The sequence below is a fragment of the Alkalihalobacillus phoenicis genome (assembly GCF_047302405.1).
Lineage (GTDB): Bacteria > Bacillota > Bacilli > Bacillales > Bacillaceae_D > Alkalihalobacillus.
Genome location: NZ_CP154853.1, coordinates 1022456 through 1046702 on the forward strand (window position 1 = coordinate 1022456; position 24247 = coordinate 1046702).

Sequence of the window (24247 nt, forward strand, 5' to 3'; positions counted from 1 at the left end):
GATAAGAGAAATATAAAATCTCCTTTTACTATGTCTTACTTTATCGAAAAGTGTAGCGGGTTGGCAAGTTTTTATTGAAATGAAGGCTTAATTCTAAAAAAACAACAGCTTCTGAGATGTCTCAGAAGCTGCTAAGTAAATGATTTCCTTATTTTTTGCAGTCTGGTCCTGGGCCCCCACCATTGAAGCAAGCTGCCCCAACGATTACTAATAGAATAAATAATACTACGATTAACGCAAATCCTTTATTATATCCACCGCCAAAACCTGCAACTGGTGCTGCTGGTGCCCCGTAACCATATCCACAAGGATCATAACATCCACAATCTGAACCGTATCCGTACATGTAAATTCCTCCTTTTTGGTACATCACACTATGTGCGACTCACTATTTACAATATGCATGAGTAAAGAGGGCGATTGGATGAATGCCCATTTTTTAAAGAAAAAAGAGGATATATGTTTAGAATAAAAGTGGACAAGTGCATATTTTTTATTAGAAATTCATATAGATTTTTAGAAAGGGAAAAGGGATTTCGGTTGCCAATTCCATTCGTTTGTTTTAGTGTCTTTAGTAGGTGACGATTTAGTTGGGATTAGAATAGGGGGAAATGGTGTGTCTGTAAAAAAACGATGGTATGTGACACTATCGCTTTTGATGATGCTGGTGTTAGTTGCTTGTGGGAAAAATGTGGCAGAAGATGTATTTGTCCATCTTGAACAAGCCGTTGAGTTGGAATCAACTTTTAAGCAACAGCAAGAGATCTTGAAAGCGGCTGAAAATAATGAACAACAACTTTACGAAGAAGTGATTGATTTAGGAATGGATGAGTTTGAATTGATTCTTTCATTAACTGAGGAGGCACTTGCTTCTATTGAAACTCGAGAGAACGCAGTGGCATTGGAAAAAGAAAGCATCGAACAAAGTTATGAAGAATTCCAAAAAGTAGAAGCCTTCGAAAATGAAATCAATGAGGGTGAAGGGTTCGAACACTATCAAACGTTAAGGGAAAAAATGAAGGCCCGTTATGAGAGCTACCAAGACCTACATACAGCCTATGTGAAATCAATCAATCTTGATCGTGAATTATTTGAATTATTACAAAGGGAAGATTTTGAATTAGTTGAGCTACAGGAAAAAATTGAAGAGGTTAATGAGTCATACTCCAATATAAACGAAACAAGAGACGTATTTAATCAGTTCACAGTAGAGTATAATGAAAGCAAACAAGCTTATTATTCTTCTGCCGATTTAAATTGGAAATTAAATGAATAGGCAAAACCGGCTCAAAAACGAGGATTCTTGAAAGAAAAGAATTCTCGTTTTTTACTTGTCCCGCAAAAGTCTTTGGGGATTGATCCGTTTGGGATCTTTGTTTTGTTCTATTGGCCGCAAAACACCATTTTAATCGATTCATAATTTTGGGGACGATTTTTTCATTTAAAAAAAATTAACTTTTTCAGTGGCCTTTTTTTATTGAGGGTATTTTTTTGTCATTTTTGGTTTTACTTTTTAGCAAAAAAGGAATGTTTATCTGGAGTGGGGCTTGTTCATCTTATGAAAACGCTTGTATAACTAACTGTACTATTTTATAGCGAAGTGATCTATAACACAGAAATGCTTTTATATAAAGAAAAGTTAAAGTAGTCATAAATTGTAAGTCCAGAAAAACAAAAGGATTGACGGATTTCTATCTATTGATGTAGACTGTTTTTCATAGGGTAAATTGTATTACTTTTTCTGTCTATTGACTAATACAGTTTATGAAAACAAAGAATATGTGTTTTCTTTTATCATTATGTAATGTTTGATTGCACAATAGGGTATCCTAATGAAGGATTTCTGACTATGAATTACAACATGTGAACATGAAGACATAGACCAGAAAAGTGATTGACATTTTCCGAATAGAAAGGGTAGGTGAAGGTAGTGAGTACTAAAACCTTAGAGCAAGTAGAAGGAAAGTTTGAGACATTTCAAATTTTGAATGAAGAGGGCGAAGTTGTAAATGAAGCAGCGATGCCTGAACTAAGTGATGAAGAGCTACAAGAATTAATGACAAGAATGGTTTATACACGCATTTGGGATCAACGTGCGATTTCATTAAACCGTCAAGGGCGTTTAGGTTTCTATGCACCAGTTGCTGGTCAAGAGGCATCTATGCTTGGAACTCACTTTGCATTAGATAAAGAGGATTGGATTTTACCTGGATATCGTGATATTCCACAAATCGTATTCCACGGTTTACCATTACACCAAGCATTTTTATGGTCACGTGGTCACATCGGTGGAGGTAAGTTCCCAGAAGGATTAAATATTGTTGTGCCACAAATCATTATCGGTGCCCAAATTATCCAAACGGCTGGGGTTGCATTAGGTTTAAAACGTAAAGGGAAAAACAATGTTGCGATCACTTACACAGGTGATGGCGGAGCTTCTCAAGGGGATTTCTATGAAGGAATGAACTTTGCTGGTGCTTTTAATGTACCTGCTATTTTCGTTGTTCAAAATAACCGCTTTGCGATTTCAGTTCCAGTTGAAAAGCAATCTGCAGCGAAAACAATCGCTCAAAAAGCAACAGCAGCTGGTATCGAAGGAATTCAAGTTGACGGAATGGATGTTTTAGCTGTTTATGCTGTGACAAAACAAGCTCGTGAGCGTGCTCTTAATGGTGAAGGTCCGACATTAATCGAGACATTAACTTACCGTTATGGTCCACATACAATGGCTGGTGATGATCCAACACGTTACCGTACTTCTGATTTAGATGATGAATGGACGAAAAAAGATCCATTAATCCGTTTCCGTAAATTCTTAGAAGGCAAAAAATTATGGAACGAAGAGAAAGAAAATGAAGTAGTTGAAAAAGCAAAAGAAGATATTAAAGCAGCAATTAAAGAAGCTGACTCTGCTCCGAAGCAAAAAGTAACGGATATCATCGGTGTTATGTTTGAACAACTCCCTGCTAACCTTCGTGAGCAAATGGAAGAATTTACAGCAAAGGAGTCGAAATAACCAATGGCGCAAATGACAATGATTCAAGCGATTACGGATGCAATGCGTAATGAGCTTAAAACGAATGAAGATGTCCTAATTTTTGGGGAAGATGTCGGTCAAAATGGTGGAGTATTCCGTGCAACGGAAGGTCTACAAAAAGAATTCGGTGAAGATCGTGTATTTGATACACCATTAGCTGAATCTGGTATCGGTGGTTTAGCAATTGGACTAGGTATTACAGGGTTCCGTCCTGTTATGGAAATTCAATTCTTCGGTTTCTTATTTGAAGTAATGGATTCAGTAGCTGGTCAAATGAGCCGCTGGCGTTACCGTTCTGGTGGAACGCAGACAACACCAATTACGGTTCGTTCACCATTTGGTGGAGGAGTTAAAACACCTGAAATGCATGCTGATAGCTTAGAAGGATTAATGGCACAAACTCCAGGGTTAAAAGTCGTTATTCCATCTACTCCTTATGATGCAAAAGGTTTATTAATTTCTGCAATCCGTGACAACGACCCAGTTGTATTTTTAGAGCATATGAAATTATACCGTTCATTCCGTGCAGAAGTTCCTGAAGAAGAGTACACAATCGAATTAGGAAAAGCGGATATTAAGCGCGAAGGTAAAGATGTAACGATTATTACTTATGGAGCAATGGTTCACGCTTCATTAAAAGCAGCAGAAGAATTAGAAAAAGACGGTGTCGATGTTGAAGTAATCGATTTAATGACAGTTAGTCCATTAGATATTGATACAATCATCGCTTCTGTTGAGAAAACAAACCGTGCGATTGTTGTACAAGAAGCACAAAAACAAGCAGGGATTGCTGCAAACGTAGTAGCAGAAATTACGGAACGTGCAATTTTAAGCCTTGAAGCTCCTGTATTACGTGTAACAGCACCTGATACCGTATACCCATTCGCTGCAATGGAAGATTCTTGGTTACCTGACCATAAAGATATCGTTGATGCAGTAAATAAAGTCGTTAATTTCTAATAAAAGTTTTTTGAAGAGGAAAGTTGATTATTGCTTTCCTCTTCGCCAAACTAAATGTATGATAAGGGAGGCACTTAAAGTGGCATATGAGTTTAAATTGCCGGATATTGGTGAAGGTATCCATGAAGGCGAAATCGTAAAGTGGTTCGTTAAAGCTGGTGACGAAGTAAAAGAAGATGATATACTTTTAGAAGTGCAAAATGATAAAGCAGTTGTAGAGATTCCTTCCCCAGTAGATGGGAAAGTTCTTGAGCTAAAAGTTGAAGAAGGAACAGTTAGTATCGTTGGTGATGTTCTTTTAACAATTGAAGCTGAAGGCTATGAGGAAGAAGCTGCACCAGCTGAAGAAACAAAAGCACAAGAGCCTAAAGAAGAGAAAAAAGAAGAAGCAACTAAGACTCCTGCAGCATCGACTGATTCAGATGATAGTTCTCGTGTAATTGCGATGCCTTCTGTTCGTAAATACGCGCGTGATAAGGATGTCAATATTAAAAAAGTTTCAGGTTCTGGTAAAAATGGTCGTGTCTTAAAAGAAGATATTGATACATTCTTAAATGGCGGTAGCCAAGAAACAGCATCTGAAGACACATCATCAGAAGAAGTGACAACTTCGACTGAAACGAAAAAATCTGCACCTGCTTCTATCCCAGTTGGTGAGTTAGAAGAGCGTGTTCCATTAAAAGGTGTTCGTAAAGCAATTGCAAAAGCAATGGTTAACTCGAAGCATACAGCACCACATGTTACACACATGGATGAGGTTGAAGTTTCAGCACTTGTTGCTCATAGAAAACAATACAAGGAAACAGCAGCGGCGCAAGGTACAAAATTAACATACTTACCTTATGTTGTTAAAGCTTTAACATCTGCGTTGCGTAAATATCCTGTATTAAATGCTTCTATTGATGATGCAAATGAAGAGATCGTATATAAAAAATACTTTAATATAGGTATTGCAGCAGATACTGAACACGGATTGTTCGTACCAGTCATCAAAGATGCTGACCGTAAATCAATCTTCGTATTAGCAGATGAAATTAACGATTTAGCAGCAAAAGCTCGTGATGCTAAATTAAGCAGTGCGGAAATGAAGGGCGGAAGTGCAACAATTTCGAATGTAGGTTCTGCACGTGGTTTATGGTTTACGCCGGTTATTAATCATCCTGAAGTAGCTATTTTAGGAATTGGCCGTATTGAAGAAAAAGCAATTGTTCAAAACGGTGAAATTGTAGCGGCACCTGTACTTGCACTATCAATCAGTTATGACCACCGTCTAATTGATGGAGTGACAGCTCAAAATGCCTTAAACCATGTTAAGCGTTTGTTAAACGATCCACAATTATTATTAATGGAGGGGTAAGAAATGGTTGTTGGTGATTTCGCAAAAGAGGTAGACACACTAGTTATTGGATCAGGCCCAGGAGGATATGTAGCGGCTATTCGTGCAGCTCAACTTGGACAATCTGTAACTGTTGTAGAAAAAGCAACAGTTGGGGGCGTTTGTTTAAACGTAGGTTGTATTCCTTCAAAAGCATTAATTAATGCTGGTCACAAATTCCATAGTGCTAAACATTCAGACGACATCGGAATCGTAGCAGAAAATGTTTCTGTGAACTTCGAAAAAGTCCAAGAATGGAAAGCTAGCGTTGTAGATAAGTTAACTGGTGGAGTCAGAGGACTTTTAAAAGGAAATAAAGTAGAGCTTGTTCAAGGGGAAGCCTACTTTGCATCAGAGAATTCTGTTCGTATTATGGATGATAAGAGTTCACAAACATACAACTTTAAAAATTGTATTATTGCAACAGGATCTCGTCCAATTGAATTACCTTCTTTTAAATATACGGATCGTGTGATTAACTCAACAGGTGCTTTAGCTCTTAAAGAAGTGCCTAAAAAGTTAGTCGTTATTGGTGGAGGGTATATCGGTATTGAATTAACCGGTGCACTTTCAAACCTTGGTTCAGAAGTTGTTGTACTTGAAGGCGGAAAGCAAGTCCTACCTGGATTCGAAAAACAAATGGCTAAACTTGTTGAAAAACGCTTGAAGAAAAACGGCGTAACATTCCATACAGAAGCATTAGCTCAAGGTGTTGAAGAAACGAAGGATGGCGTCAAAGTAACAGCTGAAATTAAAGGAAAAGAAGAAGTATTTGAAGCGGACTACGTACTAGTAACAGTTGGACGTAGACCTAACACAGATGAGCTTGGTTTAGAGCAAATTGGTGTTGAAATGACAGACCGTGGCTTAATTAAAGTAGATAAACAATGTCGTACAAATGTAAGCAATATTTTTGCGATTGGTGATGTTGTCGAAGGTCTAGCATTAGCTCATAAAGCTTCTTATGAAGGAAAAATAGCGGCTGAAGCGATTGCTGGTGAAAAATCAGAGGTTGATTACTTAGCTATTCCTGCTGTTGTCTTCTCTGATCCAGAATTAGCTACTGTTGGTTATAATGAAAAAGAGGCAAAAGAAGCAGGCTACGATGTAGTTGTTGCTAAATTCCCATTTGCAGCAAATGGACGTGCTCTTTCTTTAAATGAGACAGATGGTTTTATGAAACTCATCACTCGTAAAGAGGACGGTCTAGTGTTAGGTGGACAAATTGCTGGTGCAAATGCATCTGATATGATTTCAGAAGTAGGATTAGCAATTGAAGCTGGAATGACAGCTGAAGATATTGCCTTAACGATTCATGCTCACCCATCGTTAGGGGAAATTACAATGGAAACAGCAGAAGTTGCTTTAGGCACTCCAATTCACATTGTAAAATAATTAACTGAAAACACTTGCCCTAGGAACATCGTATGTTTCTTGGGTAGGTGTTTTTTTGCATGCTGTGAAAGGCTAAATAAGGTAAGAAGGACGGAGATGTACGACAGAACCAATTTGAGTGAAGGTGGGGAATGTCAGACTGGTTTTAGAATCAATGAATGAAACCAAAAGTACTCAACTCAAAGCCATCAAAACCACTCCAAAGATTAAAAAAAAGTCGAGCAGAAGAATTTTCTTCTAATCGACTTTTTTTAATGATAAAAGCTAATAGATTCATGACGGATTGGCAGTTGTAGAACTTTCTTCAGGCTTGTGACAATTTCATCTTTAGATTGTACACCTTCCATTCGTAATTGTTCCATGTCACCATTTAAAACGATCATCGTAGGGAAAACTTGAATGTCATAATAGCGGACAATGTCCCGTTCATCAGAATCGATAATAAGAAAAGGTTGAGCCTGTTCAGGGTTTTCAGATTGCAACTCTAATATCGCATCATAGTAGCTGTCTTCTTTTTTTATATTGGATGAATCAGAAAATAATACGGTCATATGCTGGTCGGCATCATGATTGATAGGTGAAGTTGACGTTAAAAAACCTGTTGAACAAGCTGATAATAGAATACTAGAGAAGAATAAAATAATCATTACGTTAGTCTTTTTCAAGCTTGTCACATCCTATTTATTATTCTAAGTAATTATTAAGATACGTATTATTTTAGCATGATTAAACTCTTAAAATGGCCTAGGTAATCGAAATGTAATCAAATAGAAATATGGAAATAGAGATTGAAAAATAAAAGAAAAGGGAAGTACGATATCTTATCGTCCGTCCCTTTTCCTTTAGATTTAGTTAGTCATATTGCCATTTTTTTTGAAAAATATAGGCAGGGTATTGTTCTTCTTCATAATAATATTGCCTTTCATCTTTTGTTATTTGAGCAAGCTCTTCTAATAATACATAAATGGATTGAAGTTCATAATGGAGTGTTTGAATCGTTTTAGGTGACCATTTTTGTTTGCTTTCTGGTGATGGAGACAATTGATTTATTTTAACGATAATAGATGTGTCGATTTGATGGAACGGGTCCTTTAAGATGTTAACAAATGCTTGAATAATTTCCATAATGCATGTTTTTTGTAGTTCACTGATTGGGTGACTCAAGCGAAGGTGAGCCATTTTTCCTAAATGAATGGCTAAATGGTTTAAATGGTCTAATTTTTTCTGTAAATAATCAAAAGAGCGTCTTTCATATTCAGATGAACTGCGATAACGCCATTCGTCATTTTGGAAGGATGAGAGTTCGTAGCCACCCTGTATTTTTTCAGATATTTTTTTATATGTATAAATTCTTTCTCGACGATCATGATCGGAATCAAGCAGGTTTGTTATCATAGATTGCAAACTAGTACCGATATGATGACTAACCTCATCGATTCGTTGAACAAGAAGCGGACCGAACTTAGCTGGTAAAATCAGAAAATTCACAAATGTTGAGACTGTAATGCCAATAAATGAACCTGTAATTCGCCAAAGAACGTCAAGAATGCTTACATCCACGATCCCAGGTACCATCGCCGTTGCAGTTAATGTCGCGACAAGAGTAGAGGGATCTAGTTTTAAAGCGGCACAGGTAGTAATCGTAAAAATAGCGATTAAGGCATAGGTTAAGGCAGTTTCACCAAATGCAATATCACATAAAACGGCAAAACAAGCACCAATGGCAGCCGCGGGTAATCGAATCAGTCCTTTTTTTATGGAGGCATGGACGGTTGGTTCAATGGTGACTATCGCCGTAATAATCGCAAAAGAAGCGGGTAAATTCATCGTATGACATAAAATCGCTGTGATAAATACGGCAACCCCTGTTTTGATGATGCGTCTACCAATCGGCCATTTTATTCTCATAGTAACTCCTTAAATGTTATAATTGAATACGGCAGTTAGTATCGGGGTAAAGGGAATAAATTATACATTTTCTTCATGAATCACATAATTATGGACATATTTTGAAAGGATTGAACGGTATGAAAAAGATTGTTTGTTTATTAGGAATCATTTTGTTGGTAGGGTGTGGAAATGATTCGGATACATCCCAATTCGAGAGTACGGATCCAGAGGACGAAATGGTGGAAAACGAAAGGGAAAAAGAGGATGAAGTAGAGGAGTCGGAGTCGCATGAAAGGGAGACTGAAGGGGAAGATGATGTGGAAGAAAGCAATGAAGCCAATGAATCCGCTGAAGAAATAGAGAAAAAATATATGATCCATGCAACAACATCAGCTGTTCAACCTATTGAGGGAATGGGGGGCGACGAGAACGTTGTCTTAATCACAATTGATGATGCACCTGATAACTATTCAGTTGAAATGGCGAAAAACTTAAAAGAATTAGAAGTACCAGCCATCTTTTTTGTGAATGGACATTTCCTACTGGACGAAGCTGGTCGTGATAAGTTAAAGGAAATTTATGAGATGGGATTTGAAATTGGTAACCATACGATGACCCATTCGAACTTACAACAAATTAGTGAAGAGGAACAAAAAAAGGAGATTGTTGAATTAAATGAATTAGTAGAAGAGATAATCGGTGAACGGCCGAGGTTTTTTAGGGCACCATTTGGAGCGAATACGGATTATGCTCGTGAGATCGTTGCTGATGAACAGATGACTTTAATGAATTGGACTTATGGTTATGACTGGGAAAGTGACTATCAGGATGCAGATGCTCTAACAGAGATTATGGTTAATGCAAAAGAACTTCAAAATGGGGCAAACTTGCTCATGCATGATCGAGCGTGGACAGCAAAAGCGTTGACTGGTATTATAAACGGTTTAGAGGAAAAAGGGTATAAAATGGTGGATCCGAAAGAAATCAAATAATTTAAGTCTAATTATGAACGATTCAACATAAGGTATACAGTGGTTTGAAGCGCTTACAAAAAAGGATTGAGGAGATGATTGTGATGTTAGGAACTATCATTTGTCAAACCTGTCACGAATCGATTATGGCTTTTGAATCCGAAAAAGTGACAAAAGTCTATGTGAAGTGCTCTCATTGTAGCCACTGCCAAAAAAACAAGTAAAAAACGATTAATGGGAAATCGACATCACCATGGTTAGGAGAACTGACCACAGTGATGTCGGTTTTTTTATGAATTAATAGGGGGAAGGTCACACATAGCAGGGAATAAGTAATGAAAAAGTAGGAACAGCGAAATTACGATGTGAATAAAATAAAATTGTTAACGAAGATCCACTCAGTCATGATGTCCAATTTAACTTACATGTGTAAAAAATAAAAAGAGCTGTACCTATAAGGACATTTATTGACCTTAATGGGACAGCTCCTTCTTTTGTTTATTTAATGGCCTCAAATTCCTTAATGACTCGAATTGTTTGGAAGGTTTCATCTTCTGGTCCTTGAACAGGTAAACCTTCTTTAATATTTTCCTCAATATACGCAAGGTTTTCTTCTGTGATAATTTCCCCAGGAATTAAAATCGGAATACCAGGTGGATAAACCATAATAAATTCTGCTATGGTTCTACCTGCTGATTTTGAGAAAGGGATGACTTCTGTTTCCGCATAAAAAGCATCACGGGGTGAAAGAGCTAGTGTCGGAATTCTAGGGACATAAACTTTTACTTCCTTCTTTTCCCTGAAGCTATCGCTCGTTTCCAAGGAAAGTTGAGCAAGGGCATCCACAAGTTTTGCCGTTTCTTCTGCTGTGTCTCCAAGAGAAATGATACAAAGAATGTTATATAAATCGGATAATTCCACTTCGATTGCATAACGCTCTCTTAACCAAACTTCAACTTCTGAGCCTGTAATTCCAAGCTCTTTAACCGAAATAATTAATTTAGTTGGATCCATATCGTAAGTGGCTTTTGTACCAAGAATTTCTTCCCCAACACATATGATTCCAGGGATCGTATTAAGCTGTTCACGTGTTTTTTCAGCAAGTTCAATCGTATTAGTTAAAAGCTTTTGACCTTCTGTTGCGAGTCTTCTTCTTGCGACATCAAGTGAAGCTAATAACAGATAAGAGGTTGAAGTTGTTGTTAGCATACTAATAATGGATTGCACTCTTTTCGCAGAGACGAGCCCTTCTTTAAGATTTAAGACAGAGCTTTGAGTCATTGAACCGCCAAGTTTATGAACACTTGTCGCTGCCATGTCTGCACCTGCTTGCATCGCGGATAAAGGTAGTTGATCATGAAAATGAATATGAACACCGTGTGCTTCATCGACTAGGACAGGTATTTGATAGCTGTGAGCGATTTCCACGATTTTCTCCAAGTTTCCGGATACTCCAAAATAAGTTGGATTGATGACGAGTAATCCTTTTGCATCTGGATGAGTCTGAAGAGCTTTCTCAACCGAATCTGTTGTTATTCCGTGGGAAATACCTAGGTTGGGATCGATTTCTGGGTGAATAAAAACAGGGTTTGCTCCAGAAAAAATAATCGCAGACATAATGGATTTATGAACATTGCGCGGGACGATTATTTTATCTCCAGGAGAACAAACACTCATAATCATCGTCATAATCGCACCACTTGTTCCTTGGACAGAGAAGAATGTATGGTCTGCCCCAAAAGCTTCTGCAGCAAGCTCTTGTGCTTCTTTAATGATCCCGTGAGGATGATGGAGGTCATCTAATGGAGCGATATTAATTAAGTCAATAGCAAGTGCATTTTCACCAATATATTCTCTAAATTCCGGGTCCATCCCTGTTCCTTTTTTATGTCCAGGAATATGGAATTGAGTAGGTTGTTTTTCTGCATGTTTACGGACCCCATCAAATAATGGGGTAGAATATTGTCGCGACAAAGACGTCACCTCTTTTTAAAATAAAATTACCCTATATAAGATATAGTGATATAAAACAAATAAGAGTATACCAAATAGGGAGTTCACTTGCATAGATAAAAGAAGAAATAAATATGTATTTTTCGAAACGTTTTCGTGTCTTAAGTGGTTCATGGAGAAGATTCTTGCATAAAAGGTAGGAACGTGTTACATATTGTAGAGAAAAGAAGAAAGGGGTTTATTTTATGGATATGAATATGCCGATTTCACTTGATTGGACAAAGGATGAGGTCGTTGATGTCCTCGATTTTTATCAAGCAGTGGAAGATGTTTTTAGTCGAGGGGTGGAGCGAGCGGAATTTTTAAACTACTATCAACGTTTTAAAGAAATCGTTCCATCAAAAAGTGAAGAAAAGCAACTTTGTCAGCAATTTGATGAACAAGCAGGGGTCTCCTGTTATCAAGCTGTTAAAACAGCAAAAGAGAAACAAAATGGCGAAATGATTCGATTAACGAAATAAGTGATGTTTGGGGGAGGGGATTAAATGGGGAAATTTCCTTTAAATATATTATTTATTCTTGGATTTCTAGTTCTCAGTGCTTGTTCGAACGGAGCGAATAATGAGAAACTATCGATTTATTTTTTTGGTGATGTTCCAAGAGACCGAGAAGAGCAATTACATAAAATGATTGAAAATGAAATTGGTGAAGTTGAGGAAGAGATCTACATTTCGATTGAGCCTGTTCAACATGAAAGAATTCTTGTCGTTATTGCCGCCGAAGAGGGTGATTTATATTTTATTGATCAATCAAAAGAGGTGTTCTTTGACCCGGTCGGTTTAGTTCCACTAGATGGGCTTTTTTCTGATGAGGCAATAGAAGGAAGCGCTCCATATGTCGTTGAAAATGAAGAAACTGGCGAGGAACAATTATTTGCTGTTTCTATTAATGAACAAACAAGATTTATCGATGAATTGGATATTGAATTATCAAATGAAATGTTTGCTTTTATTGATAAACGAAGTCCACATATTGAGCTAAGTAAGAAGATATTAGAGGCGTTATATTGATTGATTTTTTTATGATGAAATAAGCCCAAAGGTAACTGAAAATGCCTTTGGGCTTATTTTTATTTAGCTAGAATAGGTGCGTTTTGAGCTAGCGTATAGAGCGGCAATACAGTTTTATACGTTTCCTCAATTTTTTGGATTAATGCTTGTCCGTCTTTTAGGATTGGATCATTTCGATCAATGTGGATACCACATAATAATTCCGCTTTTTTGACGTCTTTTAATCGTGTGAACATCGCTTCCAATTCATTTTTGGAAAGATCGCCATGTTTTTTCGCTTCCGGTTTCATATGATCAATTGACCAAACAAAATCATTTGGAATTTCTTTTTTCCATTTATTAACGTTTTTTAACAACTTCTCTGCAAAGGGGGCTTTATTGGGGCATTCGTATATAACGGCAAACCAAACAAATAAATGTGTTTCAAATAATCCGACTTGAAAATGGGGAAGCATTTTATATCCTCTTTTACTGCTAGCAAATGCGACCCACGTGTCATTTGGTGGGTTGACGGTACGGCGAGCGTGTTTAGCGATATGTGTAAACATTTCGTCTCCTGTTAAAGAAGATAATGTTGGTTCCATTTCTGTGGCAATTGCTTCAAATTTAGGACGAATATTCGATTTTAATGCGTTCATTCGTTCCTCAAGGCCTTTTATATTAAATACATTAAAATCAGCATCGTTAAATCCAGAAAAAGTCATATTTGACACTCCTTAATTATAATCATTATTCTTTAATTTTAACACATAATGTCGACTAAATGAGAATATAATGCTTCTTATCCCGTTAGTATTGCCTAGAAATATTCCAACATGACAATCAGAGTAGGATGTAATCATTTTATTGATTGGAAGTCCGCACATTTTTTTGAAAGGCTAATAAACTGTACTAACTCATTACTTTGTTGCATTGGCCTAAGATTATTAAAATCCTACTTTGAGGGGTGTCGTTAATGGAACAGATCATGGAAGGGTTTGAACTTACAGGTGTGAAGAACCGTATTATTGTTCTGAAGCTCGAGATTGATTATGAATTGATGACGTTACATGATGCTTTGTTAACAGAGGATGACATTTCAAGACTCGAGACATTAGAGAAATTAAAGAAGTTGCAGCAAGAATTAAAAAAGCTAGAAATTACGTAAGGGATCTTGCTACATCTCTTACTCATAAGACACGAATCTCAGGTAAGGAGAGACGTGTTGTTTTTTGTTTCCGGAAAAGACAAGCTTAAATGAATTTAGAGAGAATTGATGTGAGAAAAGTTAAACGTATCTATAGTCATCTAACTGAACGGTCATCCTGATGGTGAGAGAATGATGTGACCTTTATTATTATCAGAAAAAAATAAATAATATATATTTTCTGATAGATTTTCTGACAAGAATCAACTAAAATAATGGCAATGCTTTATTTTATTAAGAGTAGACAAACATGAAAAACGGATTGGAGGCGAATCAATTGAGTATAATTGAAGATATTGTTGGAGCTATTAATGGATTTGTCTGGGGGCCTTTTACACTTATACTTATTGTAGGTACAGGTATTTTTTTAACGATTCGTTTAGGATTTCTTCAGATTCGAGATTTACCTTATGCACTTAAGTTGACTTTTTCCAAAAGTAGCAACAAAGACAAGGAGGCAAAAGGAGACATTTCTCATTTTCAATCGTTGATGACGGCAATGGCAGCAACGCTTGGAATAGGTAATATTTCAGGAGTGGCTTCGGCCGTTTTATTAGGGGGAGTTGGGGCCCTATTTTGGATGTGGTTAGCCGCATTTTTTGGAATGGCAACAAAATATGGGGAAGCTATTCTTGCTGTCAAATATCGTGTGGTCAACCATAAAGGCGAAATGTCTGGTGGCCCAATGTATTACATTGAAAAAGGTTTAGGTTGGAAGTGGCTAGCTGTTCTTTTTGCTTTATTTGGTTGCCTTGCTTCATTTGGGATTGGAAATATGACACAATCTAATACGGTTGCAAATTCGTTAAGCGATTCTTTTAACATCGCTCCTTGGATTACTGGGTTAGCATTAATGCTATGTACGGGTTTAGTATTACTCGGTGGGGTTAAAAGTATCGGTAGGGTAACGGCTATTTTTGTCCCGTTTATGGCATTATTTTATTTAATTGGTGGTTTAGTCATTATTATTATGAATATTACTTTAGTTCCGGAAGCGTTTGGTGTTATTTTTACAGCAGCTTTTAATCCTGAAGCGGCAGCAGGTGGAGCGATTGGTTTAGCAATTCGTTACGGTATCGCTCGCGGGGTATTCTCCAATGAAGCGGGGCTTGGTTCGGCCCCAATTGCCGCAGCAGCAGCCAAAACCGATTATCCAGGGAGACAAGCACTTGTGTCGATGACTGGTACATTTTTAGATACAATCATTATTTGTACGATCACTGGTCTAACGATTGTGATGAGTGGATTATATGTAGGTGCAGAAAGTGATTCGCAAGCGGTCTTAACTGGTCAAGCGTTTGGACACTTTCTTCCTGGAGGAAATTTAATTGTTGTATTTGGAATCATGTTTTTTGCCTATTCAACAATATTAGGATGGTCATACTACGGTGAAAAATGTTTTGGTTATTTATTTGGGGATGAAAAGGCGTTTATATATAGAGCGTTATTTGTGGTTACGGTATTCTTTGGTGCAACAACTACTGTACAATTAGTATGGGATATAGCCGATACTTTTAATGCGTTGATGGCGATTCCGAACTTAATCGCTTTATGTTTATTGTCGGGTGTAATTGTTTCAGAAACGAACAAGTTTAGAGAAGTACGTACAAAAGAAAAAATCGAAGCAAAGAACCGCAAAATGGCTAGTTAATTGAAAAGTGAGAGCCTAATTAATTCATGCTTATATTTAAGTATGGTTAATGGGCTTTTTTTATTTGTTGAGAATATAAATATCTTTTGGTTCAAATAATTCCTTTATGAAGTCACTTATGTCATAATTAAGTAATAAAAATTTGTTTATTCTAAAAGAGGTGTCGAGGTCATGTCATTAAATTGGTTGGAGATAGAAAAAATTGCAAAAGAATGGACGTTAGAAGCTGGAGAAAAGGTGAAAGAAGCCTTGCATAATCCAATTGAAGTAAAATCTAAATCGAATCCTCATGATTTAGTTACTGAGGTCGATAAGAAAACGGAGCAATTTTTTTATCAGAAAATTAAAGAAACATTTCCTGGCCATCATTTTTTAGGAGAAGAAGGAATTGCTGAGGAAGGAATATTACAATCTTTAGATGGGACAGTCTGGATTATTGATCCAATTGATGGGACGATGAATTTTGTTCATCAAAAATATAATTTTGCGATTTCTGTTGGTATTTATCATAATGGTTTTGGCATGATTGGTCTGATTTACGATGTAATGAGTAATGAGCTATTTCATGCGAGTCGAGATAATGGGGCTTATTTGAATGAGGAAGAGCTTGTTCCCGTAAAAGAAAGGGTTTTAGGTGAATCGATCATTGGCGTTAATGGAAAATGGCTCGTGGAAGAAAGAAATGTTTACCAAAATCCGCTACGAGCGTTAGTTCGAGATGTACGTAGCATTCGTTCTTATGGTTCAGCGGCGATTGAAATGGCTTATGTCGCGGCAGACCGATTAGATGGCTACATTAGTGTCAAATTATCACCATGGGATTATGCGGCAGCCCTTGTTATTTTAAAAGAGGTCGGTTGTGTTGCTTTTTCATTTGCAGGGAATGAATTATCACTCTTAGATTCAGGAACGGTGATCGCAGCGAAACCACAATTACATAAAGAAATTATATCTTCATATTTAGGGGAGGAATTTTAAATGATAAAAAGGGTTGGGTATATTGGAGTTGGAACGATGGGTTTTCCAATGGTCCAGCATTTATTATCAAAAGATTATGAGGTCTATGTTTTACACGGGCGGGGCCGTTATGAAGAGGCGGTTAACCTTGGGGCGAAGACTCTTTCAACACCTAAAGAAATTGCTGAAACAGTTGATATCATTTTCACTTGTCTTCCTCTTCCTCAAACAATAGCTGAAGTTTATGAAGGGAAAGAGGGAATAATTGCTGGGATACAGAAAGGTCAAATATTAATTGATCATTCAACTGTTGATCGTAACACGAATGAACATATCGCCAAACTTGCCGAACAAAAAGGAGCAGACTTTATCGACGCACCTGTAAGTGGTGGACCGATGGGAGCTATCGCGGGGACCTTAACCATTATGTGTGGAGGAGATGAACGAGCATTTATAAAAGCGAAACCTATTATGGAAGCTTACGGTGAATATATACTTCTTGTTGGTGAGGTCGGGAGCGGAACCGTCGTTAAATTATTAAATAATATGTTGATTGGGGTCCATCAAGCAGCTCTAGCGGAATGTTATGTCATGGCAGAAAAAAGCGGAGTAGATCCTGCGATTGCTTACGATTTAATTAAACGAAGTTCAGGTTTTTCTAAAAGTATGGACTGGTCTGTTGATGCCATTCTCGATCGTCAATTCGAAGCTAGGTTTTCATTGGAGTTATTAAACAAGGATATAAATTTGGCTCTTGATTTAGCGAAGGAAATCGATATGCCGCTCGATTTAGTTAAATTGGGGGCAAAAAAAGTCGCTGAAGCAAAACGTGAATACGGACATGAAGATATTTGTGCCGTCGTCAAACCATTAGAAGAAAAAACAAACATAACTTTAACAAGAAAAAAATAAAAAGACAATATCGCTTTTTATTAGAGTGTCATATCCAAAAAACTTACGTGTGTTTGGAAAAATGAGCATCTTCGGCTTCGCTCTCGGAAGTGGATTTTTGGTGATTGGATAAGAAAAGAATGTCCTCACTATTAGGTTATTCATAGATGATCCATTATGGTTTCAGCTGTTTTTTGACCAAAGCGGAGCTAGGGGAATGCGTAGGGCATGCAGCTAGTGGAGTAAGACAAATAAGATCTTATTCAGTGGCCTCGCGACTAATCGATACGGAGGCTCTCGATTCACTCGCGGAACGTTAAGGGTATGTTATGTGTGTACTATTAAGCATTTAAAAAAAGGACCAGAAAAGTATAATCACTTTTCTGGTCTCTTTTATTTCATCAATTATTTTGTTTAAAGTTATAATATAAACCTAAGAAAAAAGAATGATTTATATTTCGCTTGATTCTCTAGCTCTTTTTTTTAGTGTAAAACCTAGTCCCATTGCGACGACAATTCCAAGAATGGCTAAACTAGCAATGAACACACTACGTTCAGCAATGGCAACTCCAATAATCATAATACAAAAAACAGTTACTGAAGCTAACAGTAAAAATAAAAGGTTTTCTTTCTTCACATCAATTACCCCCTAAGTTCGGTGAACATTAATAGTGTACCTTTAATTGAGGAAAAGAAAAAGGACAATGTTGTGACAAAAAAAATAACCTTTTTAATTAATAAAGCGGATTACCTATTTTTAATTGGTTTATGATATACTTATACAGTTAAAGTTGAACTAAGGAGAGAATTTGATGACTGAATATCGTAACGATATAAAAAATATTGCGATTATCGCACACGTTGACCACGGTAAAACGACATTGGTTGATGAATTATTAAAACAATCGGGTACATTCCGTGTACACGAACAAGTTGAAGAAAGAGCTATGGATTCAAATGCGATTGAAAAAGAGCGCGGGATTACAATCCTTGCTAAAAATACAGCCATTAATTACGGGGATACTCGTATTAACATTTTAGATACACCTGGACATGCTGACTTCGGTGGAGAAGTTGAACGTATTATGAAAATGGTAGATGGTGTTTTACTTGTTGTTGATGCTTACGAGGGCTGTATGCCACAAACTCGTTTTGTTTTAAAGAAAGCATTAGAGCAAAAGTTAACGCCAATTGTTGTTGTGAATAAAATCGATCGTGATTTTGCTCGTCCAACAGAAGTTGTCGATGAAGTAGTTGACTTATTTATTGACCTTGGGGCAGATGAAGACCAATTGGACTTCCCTGTTGTTTTTGCTTCTGCAATTAATGGAACAGCAAGTTTAAATCATGAAAAACAAGATGAGAATATGGATTCTTTATTCGAAACGATTATCGAAACAATTCCATCACCAGTTGATAATAGTCAAGAGCCGTTACAATTCCAAGTGACAATGCTTGATTATAACGATTATTTAGGCCGTGTTGGGATTGGTCGAGTGTTTAGAGGGACAATTGAAGTTGGGCAACAAGTAGCTTTAATGAAGCTTGATGGTTCTGTTAAGCAGTTTCGTGTCACAAAAATGTTCGGTTTCTTAGGGTTGAAAAGAATTGAAATTACTTCTGCAAAAGCAGGCGATTTAATTGCGGTTTCTGGAATGGAAGAAATCAATGTTGGTGAAACGATTTGTCCAGTTGAGCATCAAGAAGCATTGCCGATTTTACGTATTGATGAGCCTACTTTACAGATGACATTCCTTGTAAACAACAGTCCTTTTGCTGGTCGTGAAGGAAAATGGGTAACGAGTCGTAAATTAGAAGAGCGTTTAACAGCGGAGCTTGAAACAGATGTTAGTTTACGTGTAGACAATACAGACTCTCCTGATGTTTGGATCGTTTCAGGGCGTGGAGAGCTTCACTTGTCGATTTTAATTGAAAACATGCGTCGTGAAGGATTTGAATTACAAGTTTCTAAACCAGAAGTAATCATCCGTGACGTTGATGGTGTTCGTTCTGAGCCTGTTGAACGTGTGCAAATTGATGTTCCTGAAGAGTACACTGGTGCTGTAATGGAATCATTGGGTGAGCGTAAAGGTGAGATGACGAATATGACAAACTCTGGTAATGGTCAAGTTCGACTAGAGTTTATGGTTCCTGCTCGTGGCCTTATCGGTTACACGACAGAGTTCTTAACCCAAACACGTGGTTATGGAATTATTAATCACTCCTTTGATAGCTACCAGCCAATGGCCGCTGGTCAAGTTGGTGGACGTCGTCAAGGGGTTCTTGTTTCAATGGAAACAGGGAAAGCGAGCCAATACGGAATTATGCAAGTAGAGGATCGTGGGACGATTTTTATCGAGCCAGGAACAGAAATCTACGAAGGTATGATCGTTGGAGAGCATACGCGTGAAAATGATTTAACCGTAAACGTAACAAAAATGAAAGCTCAAACAAACGTTCGTTCCGCAACAAAGGATCAAACTGTTACGATGAAAAAACCAAGAATCATGACTTTAGAAGAAGCGCTTGAGTATTTAAATGAAGATGAATATTGCGAGTTAACACCTGAATCGATTCGTTTACGTAAAAAGATTTTAAATAAATCAGAACGTGAACGAGTGGAAAAGCGTAAAAAGCTATCACAACAATCATAATAACGGTTGTAATAGCAAGGTTTTGAAAGGATGATACAAAGTAATGGAACACTCATTTACACAAGAGGAACTTGAAGGTTATTCGTGGTTAATGAGGGCGTCTGCTGAAAATCCTTGGAATGGTTTTTGGGCTTTCCTCGCCATTGTTGCCCTAGCAGTAATCGTCTTTAATTTAGGGTTTGCAAGGAAATTACCTGTGTTAAAAATGGTCGTCATTTACATTTTATTAGTGATTGGTTGTTTCGTTTTATGGTTTCTAGAATTTCTTTTTGGGGCACCAATGATTATCGTGTTAATCATATCGGCTGTTGTGTTAGGAGCTTATCGTTATCGCCTTTACCGTCACCGTCAAGAAGAGAAAAAAGAAGCCTAATAAAAAAAGAGAGCGAGTGGAGTTAAATCCATTCGCTCTCTTTTTCTTTTGAGTTTCTTAAAATAAATGACCCCGTTGATTTACGTTCATTAGTGCGAAGTGTAATTCTTTCTTGGCACGAATCGCACATATACGTATGAATGGGGCGGTTCCTCAGTCTTTTAGCAATTAAAATATGATCATCAATTTTATCGATTTTATCACATAAAACACATTTAACACGCACGATTTTCACTCCATTTCGGTCATACTTATCTATTGATTTCCAGAGTTTCTTTATGATATACATTGTTGAAATCTTAAATCATATATTAATCCTTATAATTAGTGTAACTTTTTTTCTTTTAAAAGAAAATGGATTTTCAAAATAAAAGTCTGTTTTCTAAAAGGAGTGTTATTTTTTGTGAATGATTACATTTAACAATGGCCAGAGTTGAGTGAAACGAGCCGTCGCGTTTTATTGGTTTTCGAGAATTATTCGCACCGTAATTCCGGTAATGGAGCTATTTCATTACCAATCGCTGATTATACGCACCATAAATCCACCAACAAACCAATTTCATGACCAATCAGTGACATCAGTTGTACGAGATAAATTTAATAAAAAGCTAGTTAACTTTAGGTAAAGCAATAACAGGAAATCTTAGTGTTTACTAATTTTTTGTCGTTTATTTTTATTTTTCATTCGATATCTCGTCTATCTTTCTTTTTCGTTTCATACATTCATTAATAAGAGGACTAAGCTATGTTTCATGGACATAATTGTTCATTATGCATATTTTATAATAAAGGCATGTGAAACGAACTTCAGTCAGGAGGCGGAATGTTGAAAAAAATCTACGTCTTGGATACAAACGTGCTCTTACAAGACCCACATTCCATTTATTCTTTTATGGATAATGAGATTGTGATCCCCGCTATTGTTTTAGAAGAGGTTGATTCCAAAAAAAGAAATATGGATGAAGTAGGTCGCAATGCAAGGCATTTTTCGAAAATGATTGATAAATTACGAGATAAAGGAAGGCTCCATGAAGGAATAAAATTAGAAGAAACGGGTGGTTCGCTTAGGGTCGAATTAAATCACCGTTCATTTGAAAGAATGAAAGGCTCTTTTGCTGAAATGTCTAATGATAATCGGATTATTGCGGTTGCCTTAAATTTAACCGTTGAGGAAAAACAAACGAGCAACAGACAAGTCATCTTAGTAAGTAAGGATGCCTTAGTTCGGGTTAAAGCAGACGCACTAGGCATCGTTGCTGAGGATTTTTTAAGTGACAGAGTCGTTGAACATGATTCTGTCTATCGCGGATATGTCGAAAAGTATGTGGATGCTGATATGATCAAGAGCTTTTTTCAAAATGGATATTTACCTGTTCAAGTGTTTGATCGGCATAGTTTTTACCCGCATCAGTTTATTATTATGAAAGATGCCTTAGGGAGCTCGAGTTCAGCACTTGGAAAGGTGGATGAGGATGGGAAGTTCATAAAACCATTTATTCAAGATTCCGAGCAAGTTTGGGGCATTCGGCCACGAAATGTTCAACAAAGAATGGCCTTTGAATTACTTTTAAGAGAAGATATTCATTTAGTGACGATGGTTGGAAAGGCTGGAACGGGTAAAACATTACTGTCGCTTGCAGCAGGACTTATGCAAACAGAAGACTTAGGGTGTTACACAAAATTAGTTGTTGCTCGTCCAGTTGTCCCAATGGGCAAGGATATAGGTTTTTTACCAGGAGAAAAGGAAGAAAAGCTCCGCCCTTGGATGCAACCTATTTACGATAATTTAGAGTATTTGTTCAATACAAAAAAACCAGGGGAACTCGATCAAATTTTGGCAGGAATGGGCTCGATACAAGTAGAGGCGTTGACGTATATTCGTGGAAGAAGTATTCCTGACCAACTGATTATTATTGATGAAGCTCAAAATTTAACTAAACATGAAGTGAAAACGATTATTACCCGTGTCGGGGAGCGTAGTAAAATCATTTTAATGGGAGATCCACAACAAATCGATCATCCTTATTTAGATGAATTTAACAACGGTTTAACGTATGTTGTTGAAAAATTTAAAGATCAAAGCGTCAGTGGTCATATTAAGCTTGTGAAAGGAGAACGATCTGGTTTAGCCCAATTGGCAGCTGATTTACTTTAAGAAGGAAAGGAAAACTAGTGAAGTCGTAAATGGACCTCACTAGTTTTGTTCGTATTTTCAAGATTCATTTTCTGAGATGAACATCTTAATTTCACTAACTTCCTTAATTGGTGAGTCAAGATTCGTACCATCTCCATGATATAAGTGAATCGGTCCATCCTCTTTTAGCGGTTGCCCTTCTTTTGAAAAACCAGCAATTAATTTACGAGCAACTTCGAAGTCATAAGTAAATTCTTTCCCTGATTTGGTCATAATCTTAACTTTGTTTACGGTTTCCTTCGGGTTTGTATGTAGAAGAAATGGTTCAAGTGGCATGCCATATGATAAATTTAAAAGTTCTTTTTTGTTATATATTATTTTATTTCCGTTGGCATTAGGGTTTGGCGCCTCACTGCCTTCAATGATTTCCTTGTCCCATTGAGCAGAAATCGCTTTACGGTAGGCAATTTCAGGGTCTTCTACTTCTTTTTTTTCTGTAAAAAAAGTATTTAAATCAACTTTTCTTTCATCAAAAATCCAAACAGATGGGTCGATTGTCAAAGGATGTTCAACCTCTCCAGTTATAAAAAAAATAAACTCATCCATGTTGTAAAACCTCCATTTAAATAACTTATACAAATAACGAGAAGAAATCATAAATCCTTGTTTAGAAAAAAGCGATAAAGATTATCCTATTAAAGTATAAAGATCTTTTGACACTTTGTCACATATGGAAAGTTAGGTTTTATAGAAAGGGTGAATCATTTGATTTGTAAAGGTCAGTCTGAATTAGATGAAATGGTCAAGCAGGCACAAAAATCGACGATAAATGGAAAGGTCGCTAATTATATACCTGCGTTAGCCAAAGCAGAGCGGGATGTATTGGCTGTTTCCATTTTTGATGGAGCTGATCTTTGTTTTGTTGCCGGAAACAGTGAAGAGAGGTTTACATTACAAAGTGCCTCAAAAGTGATTACGCTTGCCCTTGCTTTAATAGATTGTGGTGAGGATAAAGTATTTAAAAAAGTCGGAATGGAGCCAACAGGTGACCCGTTTAATTCTATTTCTAAATTGGAAACACAAATTCCATCAAAACCATTAAATCCAATGATTAATGCAGGTGCACTAGCAGTTAGTTCGTTAATAAAGGGGAGAACAGCTGATGAAAAACTTCAATATTTATTAGCTTTTATTCATAAATTAAGTGGAAATAATAAGATTACTTACAATCAAGAAGTGGCTCAATCAGAATTTGAATCAGCAGATTTAAACCGAGCATTAGCATATTTTCTTAAACAACATCATATTATCGATGGAGATGTAAATGAGCTCATTGATTTTTATACAAAACAATGTGCGATTGAATTAACGTGTAATGACTTGGCACGTATCGGTTATGTGTTAGCTAATGAGGGAAGGTGTGCAGATGGTCAAGAAGTCATTCCTTTTGAAATTGCAAGACTGGTCAAAACCTTTATGGTTACTTGTGGCATGTACAATGCATCTGGTGAGTTCGCCATCAAAGTAGGTATCCCTGCCAAGAGTGGTGTCTCTGGATGCATTCTAGGTGCGGTTCCGAATCGACTAGGAATTGGGATATATGGCCCAGCGTTAGATGAAAAAGGAAATAGTGTTGCGGGAATGAAGTTACTAGAGTTGTTAGCGGAGCATTATCGTTTGAGTATCTTCTAAAAGGGAAATTTTTCATTGCAGATTATTGGATGAAAGCACTAAAAAGATTGCATTTTTT

At 37.0% G+C, this 24247-nt stretch carries 24 protein-coding genes and 1 pseudogene; 17 read left to right on the forward strand and 8 right to left on the reverse strand.

Annotated elements, in window-relative coordinates:
- Positions 1 to 190: 190 nt before the first annotated feature.
- A pseudogene (locus tag AA0017_RS04750) lies at positions 191 to 259 on the reverse strand (YjcZ family sporulation protein); the annotation flags it as partial.
- 357 nt (positions 260 to 616) lie between these two features.
- Between AA0017_RS04750 and AA0017_RS04755 the strand changes: the two are divergent.
- The 5 genes from AA0017_RS04755 (at position 617) to lpdA (ending at position 6767) form a co-directional block, all read left to right on the forward strand.
- Positions 617 to 1276 carry a YkyA family protein gene (locus tag AA0017_RS04755; RefSeq protein ID WP_413379957.1) on the forward strand — a complete coding sequence of 220 codons (660 nt, stop codon included), beginning with the start codon at positions 617 to 619 and terminating at the stop codon, positions 1274 to 1276.
- Positions 1277 to 1930: 654 nt separating this feature from the next.
- Complete coding sequence (gene pdhA / locus AA0017_RS04760; protein ID WP_413379958.1) at positions 1931 to 3016, forward strand: pyruvate dehydrogenase (acetyl-transferring) E1 component subunit alpha; 1086 nt, start codon at positions 1931 to 1933, stop codon at positions 3014 to 3016.
- 3 nt (positions 3017 to 3019) lie between these two features.
- Complete coding sequence (locus AA0017_RS04765) at positions 3020 to 3997, forward strand: alpha-ketoacid dehydrogenase subunit beta (RefSeq protein ID WP_413379959.1); 978 nt, start codon at positions 3020 to 3022, stop codon at positions 3995 to 3997.
- A gap of 79 nt (positions 3998 to 4076) precedes the next feature.
- Complete coding sequence (locus tag AA0017_RS04770; protein WP_413379960.1) at positions 4077 to 5354, forward strand: dihydrolipoamide acetyltransferase family protein; 1278 nt, start codon at positions 4077 to 4079, stop codon at positions 5352 to 5354.
- A 3-nt stretch (positions 5355 to 5357) separates the two neighbouring features.
- The gene (gene lpdA / locus AA0017_RS04775; RefSeq protein WP_413379961.1) at positions 5358 to 6767 is read left to right on the forward strand and encodes a dihydrolipoyl dehydrogenase; all 1410 of its coding nucleotides are present in this window, start codon (positions 5358 to 5360) and stop codon (positions 6765 to 6767) included.
- A 251-nt stretch (positions 6768 to 7018) separates the two neighbouring features.
- Here the strand turns inward: lpdA and AA0017_RS04780 are convergent, their stop codons facing one another.
- Both AA0017_RS04780 and AA0017_RS04785 read right to left on the reverse strand, forming a co-directional pair.
- Positions 7019 to 7432, reverse strand: a complete 414-nt coding sequence (locus AA0017_RS04780; protein WP_413379962.1) for a thioredoxin family protein — start codon at positions 7430 to 7432, stop codon at positions 7019 to 7021.
- Positions 7433 to 7619: 187 nt separating this feature from the next.
- Positions 7620 to 8675: an FUSC family protein gene (locus tag AA0017_RS04785; RefSeq protein WP_413379963.1), complete on the reverse strand. Its 1056-nt coding sequence runs from the start codon at positions 8673 to 8675 to the stop codon at positions 7620 to 7622.
- A 119-nt stretch (positions 8676 to 8794) separates the two neighbouring features.
- Between AA0017_RS04785 and AA0017_RS04790 the strand changes: the two genes are divergently transcribed.
- Positions 8795 to 9649 carry a polysaccharide deacetylase family protein gene (locus AA0017_RS04790; protein ID WP_413379964.1) on the forward strand — a complete coding sequence of 285 codons (855 nt, stop codon included), beginning with the start codon at positions 8795 to 8797 and terminating at the stop codon, positions 9647 to 9649.
- 83 nt (positions 9650 to 9732) lie between these two features.
- Positions 9733 to 9852: a GapA-binding peptide SR1P gene (locus AA0017_RS04795; RefSeq protein WP_136445982.1), complete on the forward strand. Its 120-nt coding sequence runs from the start codon at positions 9733 to 9735 to the stop codon at positions 9850 to 9852.
- Positions 9853 to 10126: 274 nt separating this feature from the next.
- On the opposite strand, the gene AA0017_RS04800 is transcribed toward AA0017_RS04795, so the two are convergent.
- A complete protein-coding gene (locus AA0017_RS04800; protein WP_413379965.1) occupies positions 10127 to 11602 on the reverse strand; it encodes an aminotransferase class I/II-fold pyridoxal phosphate-dependent enzyme in 1476 nt (491 codons plus the stop codon).
- A 224-nt stretch (positions 11603 to 11826) separates the two neighbouring features.
- Here AA0017_RS04800 and AA0017_RS04805 point away from each other — a divergent pair, with 224 nt between their 5' ends.
- Positions 11827 to 12102 carry a UPF0223 family protein gene (locus AA0017_RS04805; RefSeq protein WP_413379966.1) on the forward strand — a complete coding sequence of 92 codons (276 nt, stop codon included), beginning with the start codon at positions 11827 to 11829 and terminating at the stop codon, positions 12100 to 12102.
- A 24-nt stretch (positions 12103 to 12126) separates the two neighbouring features.
- On the forward strand, positions 12127 to 12651 hold the full coding sequence (locus AA0017_RS04810) for a hypothetical protein (RefSeq protein WP_413379967.1): 525 nt from the start codon (positions 12127 to 12129) through the stop codon (positions 12649 to 12651).
- 59 nt (positions 12652 to 12710) lie between these two features.
- On the opposite strand, the gene AA0017_RS04815 is transcribed toward AA0017_RS04810, so the two are convergent.
- Positions 12711 to 13355 (reverse strand): YktB family protein, encoded by a 645-nt coding sequence (locus AA0017_RS04815; RefSeq protein WP_413379968.1) that lies wholly within the window; start codon positions 13353 to 13355, stop codon positions 12711 to 12713.
- A gap of 251 nt (positions 13356 to 13606) precedes the next feature.
- Here AA0017_RS04815 and AA0017_RS04820 point away from each other — a divergent pair, with 251 nt between their 5' ends.
- The 4 genes from AA0017_RS04820 (at position 13607) to AA0017_RS04835 (ending at position 17357) form a co-directional block, all read left to right on the forward strand.
- On the forward strand, positions 13607 to 13798 hold the full coding sequence (locus AA0017_RS04820; RefSeq protein WP_413379969.1) for a hypothetical protein: 192 nt from the start codon (positions 13607 to 13609) through the stop codon (positions 13796 to 13798).
- Positions 13799 to 14114: 316 nt separating this feature from the next.
- Entirely contained in the window at positions 14115 to 15488 is a 1374-nt protein-coding gene (locus AA0017_RS04825) for an alanine/glycine:cation symporter family protein (RefSeq protein WP_413379970.1), read from the forward strand.
- Positions 15489 to 15659: 171 nt separating this feature from the next.
- Positions 15660 to 16466 carry an inositol monophosphatase family protein gene (locus AA0017_RS04830; protein ID WP_413379971.1) on the forward strand — a complete coding sequence of 269 codons (807 nt, stop codon included), beginning with the start codon at positions 15660 to 15662 and terminating at the stop codon, positions 16464 to 16466.
- Positions 16467 to 17357 (forward strand): NAD(P)-dependent oxidoreductase, encoded by an 891-nt coding sequence (locus AA0017_RS04835; protein ID WP_413379972.1) that lies wholly within the window; start codon positions 16467 to 16469, stop codon positions 17355 to 17357.
- 430 nt (positions 17358 to 17787) lie between these two features.
- Here the strand turns inward: AA0017_RS04835 and AA0017_RS04840 are convergent, their stop codons facing one another.
- Positions 17788 to 17973 (reverse strand): DUF5325 family protein, encoded by a 186-nt coding sequence (locus AA0017_RS04840; protein ID WP_003321096.1) that lies wholly within the window; start codon positions 17971 to 17973, stop codon positions 17788 to 17790.
- A gap of 175 nt (positions 17974 to 18148) precedes the next feature.
- Here AA0017_RS04840 and typA point away from each other — a divergent pair, with 175 nt between their 5' ends.
- Together typA and AA0017_RS04850 are read left to right on the forward strand one after the other, a co-directional pair.
- Positions 18149 to 19990: a translational GTPase TypA gene (gene typA, locus AA0017_RS04845; RefSeq protein ID WP_413379973.1), complete on the forward strand. Its 1842-nt coding sequence runs from the start codon at positions 18149 to 18151 to the stop codon at positions 19988 to 19990.
- A 43-nt stretch (positions 19991 to 20033) separates the two neighbouring features.
- Positions 20034 to 20363: a YlaH-like family protein gene (locus AA0017_RS04850; RefSeq protein ID WP_413379974.1), complete on the forward strand. Its 330-nt coding sequence runs from the start codon at positions 20034 to 20036 to the stop codon at positions 20361 to 20363.
- 22 nt (positions 20364 to 20385) lie between these two features.
- Here AA0017_RS04850 and AA0017_RS04855 read toward each other — a convergent pair whose 3' ends face one another.
- The gene (locus AA0017_RS04855) at positions 20386 to 20589 is read right to left on the reverse strand and encodes a YlaI family protein (protein WP_003321092.1); all 204 of its coding nucleotides are present in this window, start codon (positions 20587 to 20589) and stop codon (positions 20386 to 20388) included.
- A 600-nt stretch (positions 20590 to 21189) separates the two neighbouring features.
- On the opposite strand from AA0017_RS04855, the gene AA0017_RS04860 reads away from it, so the two are divergent.
- A complete protein-coding gene (locus AA0017_RS04860) occupies positions 21190 to 22518 on the forward strand; it encodes a PhoH family protein (protein ID WP_413379975.1) in 1329 nt (442 codons plus the stop codon).
- Between the two features lie 57 nt (positions 22519 to 22575).
- On the opposite strand, the gene AA0017_RS04865 is transcribed toward AA0017_RS04860, so the two are convergent.
- A complete protein-coding gene (locus tag AA0017_RS04865; RefSeq protein ID WP_413379976.1) occupies positions 22576 to 23103 on the reverse strand; it encodes a peptidyl-prolyl cis-trans isomerase in 528 nt (175 codons plus the stop codon).
- 159 nt (positions 23104 to 23262) lie between these two features.
- Here AA0017_RS04865 and glsA point away from each other — a divergent pair, with 159 nt between their 5' ends.
- On the forward strand, positions 23263 to 24189 hold the full coding sequence (gene glsA / locus AA0017_RS04870) for a glutaminase A (protein ID WP_413379977.1): 927 nt from the start codon (positions 23263 to 23265) through the stop codon (positions 24187 to 24189).
- Positions 24190 to 24247 lie beyond the last annotated feature (58 nt).

Excerpts from the sequence above, each read along its gene's own strand:
- AA0017_RS04765 (WP_413379959.1), top strand. The coding sequence starts at position 3,020 with ATGGCGCAAATGACAATGATTCAAGCGATTACGGATGCAATGCGTAAT.
- lpdA (WP_413379961.1), top strand. The coding sequence starts at position 5,358 with ATGGTTGTTGGTGATTTCGCAAAAGAGGTAGACACACTAGTTATTGGA.
- AA0017_RS04785 (WP_413379963.1), bottom strand. The coding sequence starts at position 8,675 with ATGAGAATAAAATGGCCGATTGGTAGACGCATCATCAAAACAGGGGTT.
- AA0017_RS04790 (WP_413379964.1), top strand. The coding sequence starts at position 8,795 with ATGAAAAAGATTGTTTGTTTATTAGGAATCATTTTGTTGGTAGGGTGT.
- AA0017_RS04795 (WP_136445982.1), top strand. The coding sequence starts at position 9,733 with ATGTTAGGAACTATCATTTGTCAAACCTGTCACGAATCGATTATGGCT.
- AA0017_RS04805 (WP_413379966.1), top strand. The coding sequence starts at position 11,827 with ATGGATATGAATATGCCGATTTCACTTGATTGGACAAAGGATGAGGTC.
- AA0017_RS04810 (WP_413379967.1), top strand. The coding sequence starts at position 12,127 with ATGGGGAAATTTCCTTTAAATATATTATTTATTCTTGGATTTCTAGTT.
- AA0017_RS04815 (WP_413379968.1), bottom strand. The coding sequence starts at position 13,355 with ATGACTTTTTCTGGATTTAACGATGCTGATTTTAATGTATTTAATATA.
- AA0017_RS04820 (WP_413379969.1), top strand. The coding sequence starts at position 13,607 with ATGGAACAGATCATGGAAGGGTTTGAACTTACAGGTGTGAAGAACCGT.
- AA0017_RS04830 (WP_413379971.1), top strand. The coding sequence starts at position 15,660 with ATGTCATTAAATTGGTTGGAGATAGAAAAAATTGCAAAAGAATGGACG.
- AA0017_RS04835 (WP_413379972.1), top strand. The coding sequence starts at position 16,467 with ATGATAAAAAGGGTTGGGTATATTGGAGTTGGAACGATGGGTTTTCCA.
- typA (WP_413379973.1), top strand. The coding sequence starts at position 18,149 with ATGACTGAATATCGTAACGATATAAAAAATATTGCGATTATCGCACAC.
- AA0017_RS04850 (WP_413379974.1), top strand. The coding sequence starts at position 20,034 with ATGGAACACTCATTTACACAAGAGGAACTTGAAGGTTATTCGTGGTTA.
- AA0017_RS04865 (WP_413379976.1), bottom strand. The coding sequence starts at position 23,103 with ATGGATGAGTTTATTTTTTTTATAACTGGAGAGGTTGAACATCCTTTG.